Annotated in this window: 15 protein-coding genes, 2 tRNA genes and 1 pseudogene; 10 read left to right on the top strand and 8 right to left on the bottom strand. The window is 69.4% G+C overall.

All coding sequences use genetic code 11. From position 1 onward, the window contains the following. The first annotated feature begins 56 nt into the window (after positions 1-56). On the top strand, positions 57-2,030 hold the full coding sequence (locus ACQUSM_RS10880) for an aconitate hydratase (protein WP_435118496.1): 1,974 nt from the start codon (positions 57-59) through the stop codon (positions 2,028-2,030). A 183-nt stretch (positions 2,031-2,213) separates the two neighbouring features. Here the strand turns inward: ACQUSM_RS10880 and ACQUSM_RS10875 are convergent, their stop codons facing one another. Next, on the bottom strand, positions 2,214-3,149 hold the full coding sequence (locus ACQUSM_RS10875; RefSeq protein ID WP_435118494.1) for a metallophosphoesterase family protein: 936 nt from the start codon (positions 3,147-3,149) through the stop codon (positions 2,214-2,216). A 150-nt stretch (positions 3,150-3,299) separates the two neighbouring features. Between ACQUSM_RS10875 and rimI the strand changes: the two genes are divergently transcribed. The 5 genes from rimI to ACQUSM_RS10850 all read left to right on the top strand — a co-directional run bounded on the left by rimI (position 3,300) and on the right by ACQUSM_RS10850 (position 5,929). Then, positions 3,300-3,788, top strand: coding sequence for a ribosomal protein S18-alanine N-acetyltransferase (rimI, locus tag ACQUSM_RS10870; RefSeq protein WP_435118492.1), 489 nt, complete (start codon positions 3,300-3,302; stop codon positions 3,786-3,788). A 231-nt stretch (positions 3,789-4,019) separates the two neighbouring features. Beyond that, positions 4,020-4,457, top strand: a complete 438-nt coding sequence (locus ACQUSM_RS10865) for a DUF5810 domain-containing protein (RefSeq protein WP_435118490.1) — start codon at positions 4,020-4,022, stop codon at positions 4,455-4,457. Between the two features lie 45 nt (positions 4,458-4,502). Then, entirely contained in the window at positions 4,503-4,949 is a 447-nt protein-coding gene (locus ACQUSM_RS10860) for a DUF5809 family protein (RefSeq protein WP_435118488.1), read from the top strand. After that, complete coding sequence (locus tag ACQUSM_RS10855) at positions 4,942-5,523, top strand: NUDIX hydrolase (protein ID WP_435118486.1); 582 nt, start codon at positions 4,942-4,944, stop codon at positions 5,521-5,523. The genes ACQUSM_RS10860 and ACQUSM_RS10855 overlap by 8 nt, the downstream gene beginning before the upstream one ends. 49 nt (positions 5,524-5,572) lie before the next feature. Next, entirely contained in the window at positions 5,573-5,929 is a 357-nt protein-coding gene (locus tag ACQUSM_RS10850; RefSeq protein WP_435118484.1) for a rhodanese-like domain-containing protein, read from the top strand. A 56-nt stretch (positions 5,930-5,985) separates the two neighbouring features. Here ACQUSM_RS10850 and ACQUSM_RS10845 read toward each other — a convergent pair whose 3' ends face one another. From ACQUSM_RS10845 to ACQUSM_RS10820, 6 genes and pseudogenes are all read right to left on the bottom strand, one after another. Continuing rightward, entirely contained in the window at positions 5,986-7,971 is a 1,986-nt protein-coding gene (locus ACQUSM_RS10845) for a CARDB domain-containing protein (RefSeq protein WP_435118482.1), read from the bottom strand. A 70-nt stretch (positions 7,972-8,041) separates the two neighbouring features. Beyond that, positions 8,042-8,335: a stress response translation initiation inhibitor YciH gene (gene yciH, locus ACQUSM_RS10840; RefSeq protein ID WP_049979481.1), complete on the bottom strand. Its 294-nt coding sequence runs from the start codon at positions 8,333-8,335 to the stop codon at positions 8,042-8,044. A gap of 107 nt (positions 8,336-8,442) precedes the next feature. Next, positions 8,443-9,366: pseudogene (locus tag ACQUSM_RS10835) on the bottom strand (formate/nitrite transporter family protein); the annotation flags it as partial. Positions 9,367-9,419: 53 nt separating this feature from the next. Beyond that, the gene (locus ACQUSM_RS10830) at positions 9,420-9,644 is read right to left on the bottom strand and encodes a hypothetical protein (protein WP_435118480.1); all 225 of its coding nucleotides are present in this window, start codon (positions 9,642-9,644) and stop codon (positions 9,420-9,422) included. 78 nt (positions 9,645-9,722) lie between these two features. Then, positions 9,723-9,796 (bottom strand) — tRNA-Thr (locus tag ACQUSM_RS10825). A 14-nt stretch (positions 9,797-9,810) separates the two neighbouring features. Next, positions 9,811-10,293 carry a GNAT family N-acetyltransferase gene (locus ACQUSM_RS10820; protein WP_435118478.1) on the bottom strand — a complete coding sequence of 161 codons (483 nt, stop codon included), beginning with the start codon at positions 10,291-10,293 and terminating at the stop codon, positions 9,811-9,813. A gap of 134 nt (positions 10,294-10,427) precedes the next feature. On the opposite strand from ACQUSM_RS10820, the gene ACQUSM_RS10815 reads away from it, so the two are divergent. Together ACQUSM_RS10815 and ACQUSM_RS10810 are read left to right on the top strand one after the other, a co-directional pair. Further along, entirely contained in the window at positions 10,428-12,404 is a 1,977-nt protein-coding gene (locus tag ACQUSM_RS10815) for a 3-hydroxyacyl-CoA dehydrogenase NAD-binding domain-containing protein (protein ID WP_435118476.1), read from the top strand. A gap of 75 nt (positions 12,405-12,479) precedes the next feature. Continuing rightward, positions 12,480-12,554 (top strand) — tRNA-Glu (locus ACQUSM_RS10810). 335 nt (positions 12,555-12,889) lie between these two features. Here the strand turns inward: ACQUSM_RS10810 and ACQUSM_RS10805 are convergent. Next, entirely contained in the window at positions 12,890-13,855 is a 966-nt protein-coding gene (locus ACQUSM_RS10805) for a hypothetical protein (protein ID WP_435118475.1), read from the bottom strand. 192 nt (positions 13,856-14,047) lie between these two features. On the opposite strand from ACQUSM_RS10805, the gene ACQUSM_RS10800 reads away from it, so the two are divergent. Both ACQUSM_RS10800 and ACQUSM_RS10795 read left to right on the top strand, forming a co-directional pair. Then, the gene (locus ACQUSM_RS10800; RefSeq protein ID WP_435118473.1) at positions 14,048-14,968 is read left to right on the top strand and encodes a UbiA family prenyltransferase; all 921 of its coding nucleotides are present in this window, start codon (positions 14,048-14,050) and stop codon (positions 14,966-14,968) included. Positions 14,969-15,018: 50 nt separating this feature from the next. Further along, on the top strand, positions 15,019-15,822 hold the full coding sequence (locus tag ACQUSM_RS10795; protein WP_435118471.1) for a helix-turn-helix transcriptional regulator: 804 nt from the start codon (positions 15,019-15,021) through the stop codon (positions 15,820-15,822). Positions 15,823-15,853 lie beyond the last annotated feature (31 nt).

The following is a 15,853-nucleotide window of genomic DNA, read 5'->3' as shown; positions in this document are numbered from 1 at the left end:
CGCCTGCGCCGTTTCTCGCCGGATTTATCACTGCTCCGAGCCCATCTCAGTACGATATGGGAAAGACAATCACGGAGAAAGTCCTCGACGATCACCTCGTTGAGGGCGAGCTGACCCCCGGCGAGGAGATCGGGATCGAGATCGATCAGGTGCTGACTCAGGACACCACCGGGACGATGGTGTGGCTGCAGTTCGAGGCGCTCGGCCTCGACGAAGTTCAGACCGAACTCGCCGCGCAGTACTGCGACCACCAGACGTACCAGTTCGACTTCAAGAACACCGACGACCACCGCTTCCTGCGCTCGGCGGCGGGCACCTACGGCGCCCACTTCTCCCGGCCGGGCAACGGGATCTGTCACAACGTCCACAAGGAGAACTTCGCCGCGCCCGGCAAGACGCTGCTCGGGAGCGACTCCCACACGCCGACGCCCGGCGGCCTCGGCCAGCTGGCGATCGGTGCTGGTGGGCTGGACATCACCGTTGCGATGGGCGGCGGCGCCTACTACGTCGACATGCCCGAGGTCGTCAACATCCGACTCGAGGGCGAGCTCGGCGAGTGGGCGACCGCGAAGGACGTCATCCTCGAGCTGCTGCGGCGCCTGAGCGTCAAGGGCGGCGTCGGCAAGGTGTTCGAGTACACCGGCCCGGGCGTGGAGACGCTCTCCGTGCCGGAGCGGACCACGATCACCAACATGGGGACGGAACTCGGCGCCACCTCCTCGATCTTCCCGACCGACGAGCGCACGAAGGAGTGGCTCGACGAGGTCGGCCGCCCCGAGGACTACGTCGACCTGCAGCCGGACGAGGACGCCGAGTACGCCGACGAGATCGTCGTCGACCTCTCGGAGATCGAGCCCATGATCGCCGAGCCGTCGATGCCGGACAACGTCGTGCCCGTCCGCGAGGCGGCCGGCAAGTCCGTCGAGCAGGTGATGATCGGCTCCTGTACCAACGGCGCCTACGAGGACATCCTCCCCGCCGCGAAGATGCTCGAGGGTCGCGAGGTCAACAAGAAGACCGAGATGATCATCGCGCCCGCCTCGAAGCAGGCCTCCGAGATGCTCGCCCGCGAGGGCTGGACGGCCGAGCTGATGGCCGCCGGCGTGAACTTCTCCGAGGCGACCTGTGGCGCCTGTATCGGGATCGGCCACGTCCCCGGCAGCGACACCGTCTCGCTGCGGACGTTCAACCGCAACTTCGAGGGTCGCTCCGGGATCGAGGACGACTCCGTCTACCTCTGCTCGCCGGAGGTCGCGACCGCCGCGGCCATCAAGGGCGAGATCATCGACCCGCGTGATCTGGCCGACGAACTCGGCGATCTGGAGGACCCCGGCTTCGAGCTCGGGACGGACTACGACCAGCACGACGCCGACCTGATCTCGCCGGACGAGGCCGTCGACGACGAGCTCGTCAAGGGCCCGAACATCGGCGACGTGCCGCTGAAGGACGCCCTGGAGTCCAACCTCGAAGGCGAGGTGCTGCTCCGGATGGGCGACAACATCACGACCGACCACATCATCCCGGCCACGTCGGACATCCTGAAGTTCCGCTCCAACGTGCCCAAGCTCTCCGAGTTCACGCTCTCGCGTGTCGACGAGAGCTTCGCCCAGCGCGCGCTGGACGCCGACGGCGGCTTCCTCGTCGCCGGCGAGAACTACGGTCAGGGATCCTCGCGTGAGCACGCCGCCCTCTGTCCGATGTACCTCGGCGTCGAGGGTGTGCTCGCACAGAGCTTCGCCCGCATCCACAAGGCGAACCTGTTCAACTTCGGCCTCGTCCCGCTGACGATCGACGAGGACGACTACGAGCAGATCGAGCAGGGCGACAACGTCCAGATCGTCGACGACGTGGGCGCCGGCGTGCGCTCCGGGCAGGAGGAGTTCACCTTCCGCGTCAACGACGAGTGGGAGGGCACCGCCCACCTTGACGCCTCCGAGCGCGAGCGCGAGATCCTCGCTGCCGGTGGCAAGCTGTCGTGGACGAAGCAGCAGGCCGAGGGTGGCAGCGGCGCCGCGCCGGCTGACGACTGAAAACCGATCACGGTTCGCGAGCGGCGATCACCGTCGGGTGATCGCCCGGAGCCTGCTGCCGTGATCGTGTAGCCAATCACGTCGACGGGAGCGTCGCTCTCGTTCCCCGATCAACCTCTTCGGTTTTTTGCGGGCTCGCGGATCGCCTCCTCGATCCGAGAGTGTCGACCGCCGTTCGGCTCGTCAGTACGAGTAGCTGTTCTCGGCGACCGTGAGCGCGCCGTCGTTGGTCCGCGTTAGCGGCGAGTACCGATCGTCAGATAGGTCCGCGAGGTACGACTCGAACTGCTCGCGGAACCCCGCCGGCGGGTCGTCCCAGAGGCGCGCCGCGTACTCGATCAGCTCCTCGTCATCGACGGTTTCACGGTCGCTATCGTGGGTGAGGCCGTAGTACCCCGACGCACACATCTCCCGCCACAGGGTTCCGTCCTCGTTACAGAACATACACCCCTTCGACTCGGGCTGGAACTGCACCCCGCGTTCGCCGTGGCGGTCACACTCGACCCGTGTGAGTTCGCCGATCGACCGCATCTCCACGTCGAGGCCGTCGCCGTCGAGTTCGGCGACGAAGTAGCCGCCGAAGCGCCGCTCCTCGGCCCGCGGGTCGCGGAACTGGAGGAACGCCGAGTTCAGCCGCCGGCCCGTGTGTCGGCCGCGGTGGGAGTTGCCACAGAAGTGCGCCAGCCCGTCGAAACTGTCCACGAGCCGCCAGTGCTCCATATGCGTGACCAGCACCGTCTCGGGACCGACGTGATCGAGGGAGTTGGTGAACGCCAGCTCTCCGACCGTCGCCACGTCGTCGTCCGGGAGCTCAGTCCCCACGGAGAGGTCCTCGTCGAGGTCGCCGAAGTAGTCCTGATTGCCGTACACCCACACCAGCCCGTGCGCCGCGAGCTCGTCGAACCGCTCCAGTACCGGCGCCACCGACCTCAACTGCTCCGCCCCGCGTTCCTTCCCCCTCCGTTCGTCGTCGGTCTGTCTGGCCGTCCGCCAAGCGTTCGTGAAGTCGCCGACGTGGACGACGTAGTCGAACGGTTCGTCGCCGGCGTCCTCGAGCACTCGCCGGAGCGACTGCACGTCGCCGTGGTTGTCACCCATGACGAGGATTCGGTGGGGCATCGTGTCCGTTCGTGTTCTCGACCCCGACGCAAGTAAGCACCGAAGCGTGAACGGTCTGATACGTACTGAACGGCTGCCGCAGCGGGCCGCGTTCGCCGGCGTCGTCGCCGGCCACGCCGTTTATGCCGATCACCCCCCTACGTCACGGACGTGACTTCCCACCCGGACGCGACGGACGCCACGGATCTCACCATCCGGGAGGCGGACCGGGCCGACCTCCTCGCGGTGTTCCGGATCGAGAAGTCGGTGTTCCCCCAGCCGTGGCCGTTCGCCTCCTTCGAGCGGTTCCTGGGCAACCGGGGGTTCCTCGTCGCGGTCCGGGACGGCGCCGTCGTCGGCTACGCGATCGCGGACGTGAACGCGAACCACGGCCGCGATCTGGGCCACCTGAAGGATATCGCCGTCCACCCCGAGATGCAGGGCGAGGGCGTCGGTCGCGCGCTCCTCCGGCGCGTGCTGTTCACGCTGGCGCTCGCCGGCGCGGACGTGGTGAAGCTCGAAGTCCGGGAGAGCAATGACGTGGCCCAGTCGCTGTACGAGGACGTGGGGTTCGAGCGCGTCCGGCGGGTGGCCGGATACTACGACGACGGCGAGGACGCGTTCGTGATGGTGCTCGACGTCGAGGAGTGGCGGAACTAAGCCGCGGCTGGCGACCTGTCGCGACCTCCGTGTCGCGACGACGGAGCGTATGCCGCGGCTTTGTGGAACTGAGCCGCGGCGCGTGACCTGTTCCAACCTGCGTGCTGGAGCGACGGAGCGCCATGCCGCGGCTCTGTGGGACTCAACGCGGCGCGCGACCCGCTCCAGCCTGCGTGCTGGATCGCTCCCGCCGAGCACACCTGTTTTCCCCCTCCGGGCCGAGACCCGGGTATGGGATACCGCTGTCCGGTCTGTGGCTCGCCTCAGCAGGACGACGAGCACTTGGCGAACCACCTCGCGATGACCGCGATGCTCCACGGCGAGGACCACGAGGCGTGGCTCGACGAGCACGTCGAGGAGTGGAGCGAGCACACGCCCCCCGAGCTCGCCGCCGAGATCGTCGACGACGCCGAGGAAGTCGACTACGACGACGCGACCGCCGAACGCGCGGAGACCGAGATTCCGACCGGCGACGGCCACGATCACGAGCACGACCACGACGGATCCGGCAGCCATCCGACCGAAGAGATCGCCGATCCCGCGGAAGTGCCCGATTCGGGGTTCATCGACGAGGCGGCCGAGGAGGCCGTCGCCGAGGCACGGGAGATGACGCGGAAGCGCCGGGAGAAGGCCGCCGAGGACGACGACAGCGACGAGAGCGACAGTTGACCCACCATCGTCACCGGTAAGCCCGTCCGCCCGGGATTCCCACGTATGCGAACCGAAGGAGTGTTCTCCCCGGAGACGCCGACCGAGGCGGCCGAGGCGTTCGAGAGCGTCGGTCCCGCCGCCCAGACGGTCGTTCGCGAGACCGCCAAGGCGATGGAGTTCGACCGCGAGGAGTACGACCGTCGGGTCACCGGCGAGGTCGTCGAGACCGCCCGCGACGCGCTGTTCGCGTCGCTACTGTCGGTCAGCGTGGGCGACCGCGAGGAGTGGGAGGCGTGGCGCGAGGCCCACCCGGGGTACGACGTCCACGAGACGGGCTCCGAGAGCGTCGAGCGAGTGGTCTGGCACGCCGCCCCCGCCACCGAGGAAGCCGTCGCGGCGACGTTCCAGTCCGAGGAGGAGGCGGCGATCGGCACCCTCCGCCGGCAGGCGTTCGGCCGGATCTACCAGCCGATGCTGAAAGACGACGCGCCCGAGCAGTCGGATGGGTGAGTACCCGCCGGACGACGGTCGCCGGCACGAGTCGCTGCCCGACCCCCACCCCGACTGGCGCGTGATCGAGAGCGTGCCGGAGTACGAGACCGGCTGGTTCGTCGGGGGGTACGACCTGATCGAACAGCCCGACGGCAGCCGGAAGCGCTACTACTGGGCCGAGCTCGCGACCGCGGTCGTCGTCACCGCCGTCACCGACGACCACGTGCTGTTCGTCGAGCAGTACCGGCCGACGATCCGTCACGAGCAGCTCGAACTGCCCGCCGGCGTCGTCGAGGCCGAGGAGTCGTTCACCGCCGCGGCCCGGCGGGAGCTCCGCGAGGAGACGGGGTTCCGCGCCGACTCGCTGTCGCTCCTTGAGGACGTCTGGGTCGCGACGGGCGCGCTCAGACACAAGCGCGCTTACGTGTTCGCCGAGGGGCTCGAACCGGTCGGACAGGAGCTCGACGACAACGAGTTCCTCACGCCGCGGGCGATCCCGATCGAGGAGGCGATCCCGACGGTCCGCTCGCGGCCGATCAACGAGGCCACGCTGCAGGGGCTCACGCTGGCCGACGAGGAGGGGCTGCTGTAGCCCCGTCGCGGTCCGTGAGCTTCAACCGTCCGAGCGAGCCACGGTCACTATGGACGAGATCTCGACCGAGCGCGTGGCCGAACTGCTCGCGGACGGCGCGCCCCCGACGGTGGTCGACATTCGCGAGCCGCCGGCGTTCCGGCGCGGCCACATCCCCGGCAGCCTGAACGTCCCGTTCAGACAGCTCCCCGACCGCGTGGCCGAACTCGCCGACGCCGACCACGTGGTGACGGTCTGTCCCCACGGCAAGTCCAGCGTGCAGGCCGCGAAGCTGATCGAGTCGTACGAGGGGATCACCGACGCGACCGTCGAGAGCATGGCCGGCGGACTGAGCGAGTGGGACGGCGAAATCGAGTCCGGCGGCGACGACGCGGAGCCGGACGAGGGGCCGGCGGCGCCGTTCTAGGGCGACTCTCGGCGGTTTCCGAACCTTTCTCGCGATCGAGGATCGCGCTCCAGCAGCTAGCTCCCCGACCGTCGAAGCCCCAGCGCCGCGAGCACGGCGACGATCGCGACCGGGACGCCGAACCCGGGAGTGGTTGTCTCCGTCGTCGGCGCGACCGCACGCACGTCGACCGCGCGGCCGCCGGCGCCGACGCGGTACTCGCCCGCCGCCGGTAGTTCGACGGTCGCCGACACCGTCTCACGCTCGCCCGGGCCGAGCGTGACCGTCCGAGTCGTCACGGTTTCGCCGTTCCGGGTGAACGGGATCGTCGCGTTCCCCGGTACCTGCCCGTCGTTGGCCACGGTGGCGGTCACGGTCGTCTCGCCGCCCGGCTCGACCGTCCGCGGCTCGACCGCGAGATCGGTCACCGTCGGCGTCGCCGGCTCGCGGACCGCGACGGGGAGTCGTTCGCCGGCGATCGAGACGGTGTAGCGCCCCGGCTCCTCGAACTCGTGAGTCAGCGACACCGCCGTCCGCTCGCCGGGGGCGAGCGTCCCGTTCGCCGTCGCGACCGTTCGATCGTCGACCCGGAGCGTGACCGCGTACTCGCCGGACGCGCCGCCGAGGTTCTCGACGGCCGTTCGTAGCGAGAGCGTCTCGCCGGCCGCCAGCGTGACCGGGGGAGAAAGCGTCGCGTTGCGGTACGGACCGGTCGCGCGCACGTCGGTCGCGGGGTCGAACTCGACCCGCAGCAGCGCGGCGTCGCCGCCGAACGCCTCGCGGTGGGCGCTCCGGTTCCAGACCTCGGGGGCGTCGCTGGTCGTCGTGAGCCGCTCCGCGGGGGTCCGGGTGGACTGCCCCCCGGCGTCCGCGACGGCCGCGAGGACGTCCTCGTTGGTGATCGGGGACGTGCGCTCGTTGAGCGACGCGAGCACGCGCTGGAACGTGGCGCCGCGGTCGGTCGCGACGCGGATCCGGCGGTCGATCTCCCCGGTCACCAGCGCCCCCTTCCAGTAGTTCGCGTTGTTCGCCCAGTCGGTCGGGTCGGCGAGCACCGAGCTCGCTTGCGGCTCGTTCGTCCCTCGGTCGAGGAACTCGGTGAAGCGGGCGAAGCTCACCCCCTCGTGTCGGTGACTCAGCAGCGCGGCGTACCACGTCGCGCTGGCCTCCGTGACCCACCGCCCGGAGTCGGCGGTCCGGAACGACTGCCGGGTGTGGACGTACTCGTGGAGCCACGCGTTCCCGACGTCGTCGATCGACTGTGGCGCACGGACCCAGAAGTCGGTGTCGCCGACTTGGATACCCTGTGCCGCCCAGTTCACTCGATCGGTGGGTGCCGCGACCGCGAACACGGTCGGGTCACGGTCGCCCACGTGGAGCGCCTGCGAGGCGTTCCCGAGCCCGTCGAGGATCTCCTCTGGGGGGTCGGCGAGCGAGGCGGCCTCGGGCACGATCAGCGTGATCTCCTGCTCGGCGACCGCCCGCGTGTACGTCGTGTGGGCGCCGAGAAACGCCGTCGTCTCGCCGACGGCGCCCGCGCCGTCGACGCGGGTCGTGCGGTCGACGCTGATCGAGTCGGCGCCGCGGTAGCGCCACTGGTAGCCGAGATTGGGCTGCTGGACCAGCGCCCACTGGCCGACGTCGGCGTAGAGGTACGACCCGTCGGCGCCCATCGGGCCGTCCCGGTCGGTGGTGCGGTTGGCCGCCATCCCGTAGCGGAGCCGCGGCGCGGCGGTCTCGCCGTCCCACGCCCAGGTCTGCCCGTCGACGTGGCTGAACCCGTCGGCGTCGGTGACGTTCGACTGCGGATCGAGCGTGACCCTGAGTTCGGTCACCTCCGCGGGGATCTCGAACGTCTGGACGACGCCGATCGACCCCGGGCGTTGGGGCGTAAGCGAGAGGACGGTGTCGACCGCGATCGTCGGCGACGCCGCGGAATCCACGGCTCGTTCGGCGTCGTGGGCCGTCCACGAACTCGCGTCGGCGCCGCCTGCCGTGACGGCGGTCGCTGGCTGGACGCCGGCGAGCAAGAGAACGACAGCGACGGCGACAGCTCTGTGCACGGTGCTGCTCGGTGCGGGACCGACATAGTTCCCACGTCACCGGGCGGGAACCGGGCCGGCAGGGAGGGGGTCAGGCCACGTTGAAGCCTTTGTCGCGGAGGAAGTCCTCCACGCGACCGCTGTGGTTCCCCTGGAGCTCGATGGCGCCGTCCTCGACGGTGCCGCCACACGCGAACTTGGACTTCAGGTCCGAGGACAGGCTGTCCATGTCCACGTCTTTCGGATCGAACCCCTCGATGATCGTTACCTCCTTGCCGTACCTGCGCTCGTCGATGCGGATACTGATCTGCTGGGACTCTTTCGCGACGTCTTCGCAGACGCAGAGTTCCTCAGGCAGCCCGCACGTCGAGCAGACTTCACCCATTACGGCCGAAAAGTAGCTACCACAGCTACAAAACAGTATCGGGGCGCCGTTCGCGGCCCGAGCGCGGGCGTCGACGGCTACTCCTCCTCTTCGTGGACCAGCTTGTGGACGTACGACCGCCCGGCCAGCCCGCCGAACAGGAGCTCGCGGGGGGTGAGCTCCCGGTCGAACCCGTCGCGGCGGGCGATGTCGAGGCGCTGTTCGGTCGTCTGGAAGTAGTTGACCACCGTCACCAGCAGCACGCCGCCGACGGTGTTCCCCAGCAGCACCGGGAGCACGAACCAGAACAGCCCGTCGAGGAACACGGGGTAGCCCGCAAAGGCGAGGTAGGCGAGTTCGGTGAAGGAGACGACGGAGTGATAGAGGTTCCCCAGCGGCACCGCGAGGAAGGCGAGGTAGACGATCAGCAGCCGGGCGACGCTGTCCCGGACCGCGTAGACGAGCCAGACGACGCCGGCGACGATCAGCCCCGCAAAGCCCGCCTTGAAGAAGAGGGGCCAGAAGTTCGTCTCGACACCCTTCCGAGCGACGTACGTCGCGGCCTGCGCCGCTTCCGGTGAGAGCACACCCGTCCGGGCGAGCACCAGCGCGCCGACCCCGCCGCCGGCGAAGTTCCCGACGATCACGATCCCCCAGATCTTCAGCAGTCGCGGGAGGCTCATCAGCCGCTCCAGCACCAGCACCACCGGTGGGAGCGTGTTCTCGGTGTACAGCTGGTAGCCGCCGATGATGATGAACACGAACCCCAGCGGGTACAGCAGCGCGCTGAGGATCGGATGGCCGTCGGTCGACGCGGTCAGCGACGCGTACAGCAGGAACGTGACCGTGATCGAGAACCCCGCCGCGAGGCTGCTGAAGAACAGCTCGCGCCCACCCGTGGTGGCCTCCTCGTCGGCGGCAGCGATGATGCGCTGGAACACCTCGTGGGTCTCGAACTGGTCGCGAAGCACCGCCCCCGCCGCGGGTGCGCCGTGCTCGGACTGCTCGATCGCCTCCCGTACCGACTCCTCTTGATCATCGCCGTCCGGCATTGGCGATGGCTACACGACGGAGCAGGTAACTTCTGGGGATATCGGACGCCGGCTCACCACAGCCAGATCGACGAGATCAGGATCGACAACCCGACGAGTGCGGTGATCGCGCCGACGATCTGTGTGGCGTCGATCTCCCACTCGTCGGCGACCTCGTCCTCGTTCCCCTCCTCCATCGCGGCCTTCCGTGCGGCCTGATAGGGGGCGACGGCGTGGATCCCCCCGGCGAGAAGCAGGAACAGGCCGGCGACCAGCGGCTGCCACGATTCGTACGCCATTCGCCGGTGGTTCTCGGCGGTCGTGGAAATGGGTTCCGACGGCGGCGCTTCCGCTCGTCGCGTTCGCTCCTCGCAGGAAGCCTGGACCGGGAGTCGAACCCGGGAAGTCTCGATTACAAGTCGAGTGCATGAACCACCCATGCTCTCCAGGCGCAGCCGTCGCTACTCAGTCCTCCTTTGAGTGCGTGTCGTTTTCGGGTGCCTTCTCCATCTCGACGCGGTGGGGGTCGTAGCCGTGGCGCGCGTAGAACCGGCGGGCGGCCTCGTTGTCGGCGAGCACCTCCAGCGAGATCCGGTCGACACCGGCGTCGAGCAGCCGGCGTTCGGCCGCCGCGAGCAGCTCGCCGCCGACGCCGCTGCCGCGGTGGCTCGGCCGCACGTAGATGTTCTCGATCACGCCGCGATCGACGTCCTGCCGGAAGCCGCCGGTCTCCGGGGCGAACTCCACGAACCCCGCGAGGTCGCCCTCGGCGGTCCGGGCGATCAGCACGCCTTCGGTGACGATGGCCCGGGCCAGCCCCTCGCGGACCGACTCGCGGTTGGGCGCCGCCAACAGGTGGGAGCCGTGTGCGCGCTGGTCGCGCGCGAGATCCACCCACAGCTCCGCGATCCGGTCGGCGTCGTCCATCGTCGCCGGCTCGATCTCCATTCCCCTCCCCCTCGGTCCGCCGTGGGGTAAGAGGTGTCGGCCGCGGTGCCCGCGATCCACGCGGAGCAACTCCGAGCCCGTTCCCGATACGGGAGAGGGAAACGTTCAACCGCTGTCCGGCCGACTACCCGCGCATGGATCCCGACGATATCGACCGGATCGCGGTGCTCGGCGCGGGCAACATGGGCCACGGCATCGCCGAGGTCGCCGCGCTCGCGGGCTACGACGTGACGATGCGGGACATCAACGAGGAGTTCGTCCAGAACGGCTACGAGCAGATCGAGTGGAGCCTCGAGAAGCTGGCCGAGAAAGACCAGATCAGTCAGGCCGACGCCGACGGCGCGCTCGACCGCGTCACGCCGGTCGTCGACCTCGACGCCGCGGTCGGCGACGCCGACGTGGTGATCGAGGCCGTCCCGGAGAAGATGGACATCAAGAAGGAGGTGTACCGCGACGTGGCCGACCACGCGCCGCCGGAGGCGATCTTCGCGACCAACACCTCCAGCCTCTCGGTGACGGAGCTCTCGGAGGTCAGCGACCGCCCCGAGCAGTTCTGCGGGATGCACTTCTTCAACCCGCCCGTGCGGATGCAGCTGGTCGAGGTCATCTCCGGCGCCCACACCGCCGACGAGACCCTCGACACGATCGAGTCCCTCGCCGAGTCGCTGGGCAAGACGCCCGTCCGCGTCCGGAAGGACTCGCCGGGGTTCATCGTCAACCGCGTGCTCGTGCCGCTGATGAACGAGGCGGCGTGGATCGTCGAGGCCGACGACGGCACGATCGAGGAGGTCGACTCCACCACGAAGTACGATCTGGGCCTCCCGATGGGCTCGTTCGAGCTCGCCGATCAGGTCGGCATCGACGTGGGCTACCACGTGTTGGAGTACATGTACCAGGAGCTCGGCGACGCCTACCGGCCCTGCCCGCTGCTGGCGAACAAAGTCGAGAAGGAGGAGCTCGGCAAGAAGACCGGCCGCGGCTTCTACGACTACGAGGGCGGCGACGGCGCCCAGATCCCGACCGACGCCGGCCGCGTGGACCTCCAGGAACGCCTGCTCGCCGTGATGGCCAACGAGGTCGCCGGGCTGGTCGCCGCGGATGTCGCCGACCCCGAGGCGATCGACGAGGCGGTCAAGCTCGGCGCCGGCTTCCCCGACGGCCCGGCGAAGATGGCCGACGACTACGGGCTCGACGCGCTCGTCGAGACGCTCGACGAGCTGTACGAGGCGACCGAGGAGGACCGGTACGAGGCCGAGGAGTCGCTACGCGAACTCGCGGAGTCCGGCGCGGGGTTCCACGGCGCGGGTGACGACGAAAGCGGCGAGACGGCGTACGAGGTGCTGAACGTCTCCGTCGACGGCTACGTCGGCCACATCGAGATCGCGCGGCCCCACCGAATGAACACGATCAGCGAGGAGCTGCTCCACGAGCTCGACACCGCGATCGACGAGCTCGACGCCCACGAGGACGTGCGCTCGGTGCTGCTCACCGGCGAGGGCGACCGTGCGTTCTCGGCGGGCGCGGACGTGCAGTCGATGGCCGCCGGCGGCGGCGACCCGCTGCACGCGGTCGAGCTCTCGAAGCTCGGACAGGAGACGTTCGGCAAGCTCGAGTCGCTGGACGCGCCGGTCGTCGCCGCCATCGACGGCTACTGCCTCGGCGGCGGGATGGAACTGGCCACCTGTGCCGACCTCCGTGTCGCCAGCCGGCGCTCCGAACTCGGTCAGCCCGAGCACAACCTCGGCCTGCTGCCGGGCTGGGGCGGCACCCAGCGCCTGCGCCACATCGTCGGCGAGGGCCGCGCGAAGGAGATCATCTTCACCGCCGACCGCTACGACGCCGAAGAGCTCGAGGAGTACGGCTTCATCAACGAGGTCACCGAGGACAGCGAACTGCTCGACCGCGGCTGGGAGCTGGCCCGAGACCTCGCGGCCGGCCCGCCGATCGCCCAGCGCTACACCAAGCGCGCGATGCTCGCCGGCCGCGACGACACCGACGCCGGCCTCGAAGTCGAGAGTCAGGCGTTCGGCCACCTGATGAACACCGACGACCTGATGGAGGGCGTCACCGCGTTCATGGGCGACGAGGAGCCGGAGTTCGAGGGGAAGTAACGCTCCTCGGTTCCGACCCCCACGGGCGACCCAAAGGGTAGCGTTTATACGATCCGCCCGCCGATATTCGGTTGCGCTCGGTTGGTGTAGTCCGGCCAATCATTTCGGCCTTTCGAGCCGATGACCGGGGTTCAAATCCCCGACCGAGCATTCTCCGAGGAACTCGTGACGAGGAGCGGCGCAGGGAAGCGGGAATTGAGCAGACGAGTCGCGCGCAGCGAACGCGAGCACGTCTCGTCGAGTTCAAATCCCCGACCGAGCATTTCTGTCGACGCCGCTGTTCGAGCGGTGAGCTTCGCGAGCCGTCGTCGCCGATACCCGACTCGAGGCTGTCCGTCGCCCGCGACTTGCCAGCCACTGTTGTCGTTCCCGGAAGAACGGCTGCACGTCGGAGGGCCGACACCGCACGCGTCCGGAGTCGGTCGGAATCGATCGGTTCGGGCTGCCTCTGACAGCCCCGACCGTACGAACGCACGTCGGGGACGCTACTTCTCGATGACCGTCCCGCTGGCGCCGACGGCGATGTCGGTGTCGCCGCGGCGGACCGACTTCAGGTTCGCGCCGGTCGGCGTCGACTCGCGACGCCACTCGCCGTCGGCGTACTCGAACACGGCGCCGCCGCCGCCGACGGTGTACCCCGCGCCGCCCTCGACTTCGATATCCCGGAGCGAGGCGTCGCCGAGATCCGTCGGCGTCCAGCGCGCGCCGTCCCAGCGGTGGACCATCGCGCCGCCGCCGGCCACGTGAACGCTGTCGGTCCCGTCGGAGTCGACGGCGTAGAAGTTCACGTTGGCGTTGGCGATCCCGATGTTCTCGTAGACGCTGCCGTCGGTCGTCTCGAAGACGGTCTGGTTGCCGTCGACCGCGTGGCCGCTGGTCGGGCCGTGGAAGTCGATGGCCTGAATCGCCGACCCCGATCCCGGGGTGACTTGGTCCCACGTCTCGGTCGCGCCGTTGTCGAAGCTGTTGTAGATCTTCCCGGAGTCGCCGGCGATGTACACGTTCGCGTCGCCGGCCTCGCCGACGACGCTCACGTCGTTGAAGTTGTTCGTCACGTCGTTGGGCGCGGAGTGATCGACCAGCGAGCCGGTCTGCACGTCGTACTCGCCGATCGCGCCCGACGCGCCGACCACCCAGAGCCGCTCGCCGTCGTCGGTCGTCGCGGCGCCGTAGAGGTCGTTGCCGTTCCCCGTCGGGCCGCCGTCGACGACCCGGGTCCAGCCGTTCTGGGTCCGTCGCAGCACGTCGCCGCCGCCGCCGACCGCGAACGCGCCCACAGTGGTTTCGACGACCGCGTGGAGCGTTCGGTCGGTCGGCGTTTCGGCGGTCGCCCACCCGTCGGCGGCGGCCACCGTTCCGGCGCTCCCGAGCAGCCCGCCGGCCGCGAGGAGGGCGCCAGTCGTCTTGAGCACGCTGCGTCTCGTTCCGTGAACTGCGGGGGAGTCGGTCATGTGGGATACCTCCGGCGGTAGTCGATCGTAGTGGATCGAACCCCTTTACCTCGGTTCTCGGCTCGTTTCGGGCCGGCCGAGCACGGTTTCGCGGCCCGAGTATCTGCTCACTGGCTGCCGATCCGTGCAGCTCCCGGTCGACTCGTCGCGAACGGACAGCCATTAACCACAGAAACGCGGACGTTCCCCCGAATGGGCCGACAGCTCGTCTCCCAGCTCCGCGCCGTCGCCGTCGTGAGCCGGCTGTCCGCGACCGCCGGCTACAACGTCGCCTCGGTGCTGCTCGCGGTCGGTCTCGGCGTCCGCGTCGGCGGCTGGCCCGGGCCGACAGCGCGGTGGGTCGCCGTCGGCTACGCGGCGGCGACGATGGCCGCGAAGTTTCAGGCGTCGGTCGCCGACGCCATCCACGACCGCGCGGTCGACGCGACGAACCCCGAGAAGGACGTGATCGCGTCGGCGGTCGAACGCCTCGGCGTCGATCGCGCGTGGTGGCTGCTCGGGGGGTACCTCGTGGCGGCGCTCGCGCTGTACGCTGCCGTCGCTACCGTCGCCGGCTGGTGGGTACTCTTCGCGGGCGTCGCGGTGATCGGCTTCGGCTTCACCTACTCCTACCCGCCGCGGTTCAAGGAGCGGGGGGTCTGGAACCACGTCGTCACGACCGGCGTCGACGCCGGCCTGCTCGTGTTGCCCGTCGCGGTGCTGATCGCCGGCGGGATCGCGCCGGCGATCCTCGTCGCGGTCGGCGTCGTCGCCTGCTACAGCTTCGGCTACCACGTCCTCCACCAGGCGGCCGACGTGCACTTCGACCGACAGGCCGGCGTCGAGACGTTCGCGACCGCGCTCGGCGTGGCCACCACCGTCGCAGTCGGAGCGATCGCGACCGCCGCGGCGGCGGGGTTCTCGTTCGCGCTCGGCTACCCGATCGCCGCGGTCGTCCTCGGGGGTGTGACGGCGTTCTACGTCGACGTGTACCACTCGGTTCAGGGCACGGACCCGGCGTCTGCCTCCCGGATCCTCTCCGAACGGTTCACCATCGCGTGGGTCGCGACAGTGGTGAACGGCGCGCTCGCGGTGTCAGTTTGGCGGCACGTCCTCGGGAGCGGGCTGCTCTGAGCCGTGACGCAGCGGAAACCGATTTAGGGTCGCGTTCCCCAGCATCGAGTATGGATACAGACGGCGTCGACGGACAGCGCGTCCGTGACGTCCTCCGCAAGCGCGGCGACGTGCTCGCCGCCCTCTCGACCGACCGACTCGACAAGCGGGAGCTGGGTGACGCCGTCGACGTCTCCCGATCGACGGTGGATCGCGCGATCACGGATCTGGTCGAGACGGGGCTGGTCCAGGGGGTCGGCGGCCGGTTCGAGGCGACCCACGCCGGACAGCTCGCGCTCGAGACCCACCGCGCGTACCGCGACACGACCGACACGCTCGGGGCCGCGGAGCCGCTGCTCGCCGCGATCCCCGACGAGGCGCCCGTCAGCCCCGATATCCTCGACGGCGGGACGGTGACCTACGCCGACCCGGCGCTGCCGGAGACGGCGCTGTCGGAGGTGCTCTCCCGGCTGCCCGACGCCGACACGCTCCGCGGGTTCGCGCCGGTGGTGAAGACCAACTACGTCTCGATGCTCGAGGACGCCGTGATCGAGGAGGGGCTCGCCGTCGAGATCGTCGTGACGGCCGACACGCTCGACTCCCTCCAGTCGAGCACGCCGGCGCGGGCGGAGGTCGCCGAGTTCTTCGCGACCGACGCGGTCGACGTGTTCGTGACCGAGGAGTCGCTCCCCTACGCGCTCTGGCTGTTGAACGGGTCGTCGCTCGAACACGCGGGCATCACGGTCCACGAGGGCGGCGCGGTCGTCGGTGTCCTGAGCAACGACCGCCCGGACGCGGTCGCGAACTACCGCGATCAGTACGAGTCGATCCGCGAGCGGGCGACGCGGTTCGACGCCGAGGCGTTCGAGGAGTAGCCCCGGCCGTCAGTACGTTTTTCTCGCCGGC

Origin of the sequence: Halolamina sp. C58 (assembly GCF_051195095.1) — an archaeon.
Taxonomy (GTDB): domain Archaea; phylum Halobacteriota; class Halobacteria; order Halobacteriales; family Haloferacaceae; genus Halolamina.
This window is presented reverse-complemented; position numbering and strand designations above follow the sequence as displayed.

Excerpts from the sequence above, each read along its gene's own strand:
- ACQUSM_RS10865 (WP_435118490.1), top strand. The coding sequence starts at position 4,020 with ATGGGATACCGCTGTCCGGTCTGTGGCTCGCCTCAGCAGGACGACGAG.
- ACQUSM_RS10875 (WP_435118494.1), bottom strand. The coding sequence starts at position 3,149 with ATGCCCCACCGAATCCTCGTCATGGGTGACAACCACGGCGACGTGCAG.
- ACQUSM_RS10815 (WP_435118476.1), top strand. The coding sequence starts at position 10,428 with ATGGATCCCGACGATATCGACCGGATCGCGGTGCTCGGCGCGGGCAAC.
- yciH (WP_049979481.1), bottom strand. The coding sequence starts at position 8,335 with ATGGGTGAAGTCTGCTCGACGTGCGGGCTGCCTGAGGAACTCTGCGTC.
- ACQUSM_RS10855 (WP_435118486.1), top strand. The coding sequence starts at position 4,942 with ATGGGTGAGTACCCGCCGGACGACGGTCGCCGGCACGAGTCGCTGCCC.
- ACQUSM_RS10850 (WP_435118484.1), top strand. The coding sequence starts at position 5,573 with ATGGACGAGATCTCGACCGAGCGCGTGGCCGAACTGCTCGCGGACGGC.
- ACQUSM_RS10830 (WP_435118480.1), bottom strand. The coding sequence starts at position 9,644 with ATGGCGTACGAATCGTGGCAGCCGCTGGTCGCCGGCCTGTTCCTGCTT.
- ACQUSM_RS10805 (WP_435118475.1), bottom strand. The coding sequence starts at position 13,855 with ATGACCGACTCCCCCGCAGTTCACGGAACGAGACGCAGCGTGCTCAAG.
- ACQUSM_RS10860 (WP_435118488.1), top strand. The coding sequence starts at position 4,503 with ATGCGAACCGAAGGAGTGTTCTCCCCGGAGACGCCGACCGAGGCGGCC.
- ACQUSM_RS10880 (WP_435118496.1), top strand. The coding sequence starts at position 57 with ATGGGAAAGACAATCACGGAGAAAGTCCTCGACGATCACCTCGTTGAG.
- ACQUSM_RS10795 (WP_435118471.1), top strand. The coding sequence starts at position 15,019 with ATGGATACAGACGGCGTCGACGGACAGCGCGTCCGTGACGTCCTCCGC.
- ACQUSM_RS10820 (WP_435118478.1), bottom strand. The coding sequence starts at position 10,293 with ATGGAGATCGAGCCGGCGACGATGGACGACGCCGACCGGATCGCGGAG.
- ACQUSM_RS10800 (WP_435118473.1), top strand. The coding sequence starts at position 14,048 with ATGGGCCGACAGCTCGTCTCCCAGCTCCGCGCCGTCGCCGTCGTGAGC.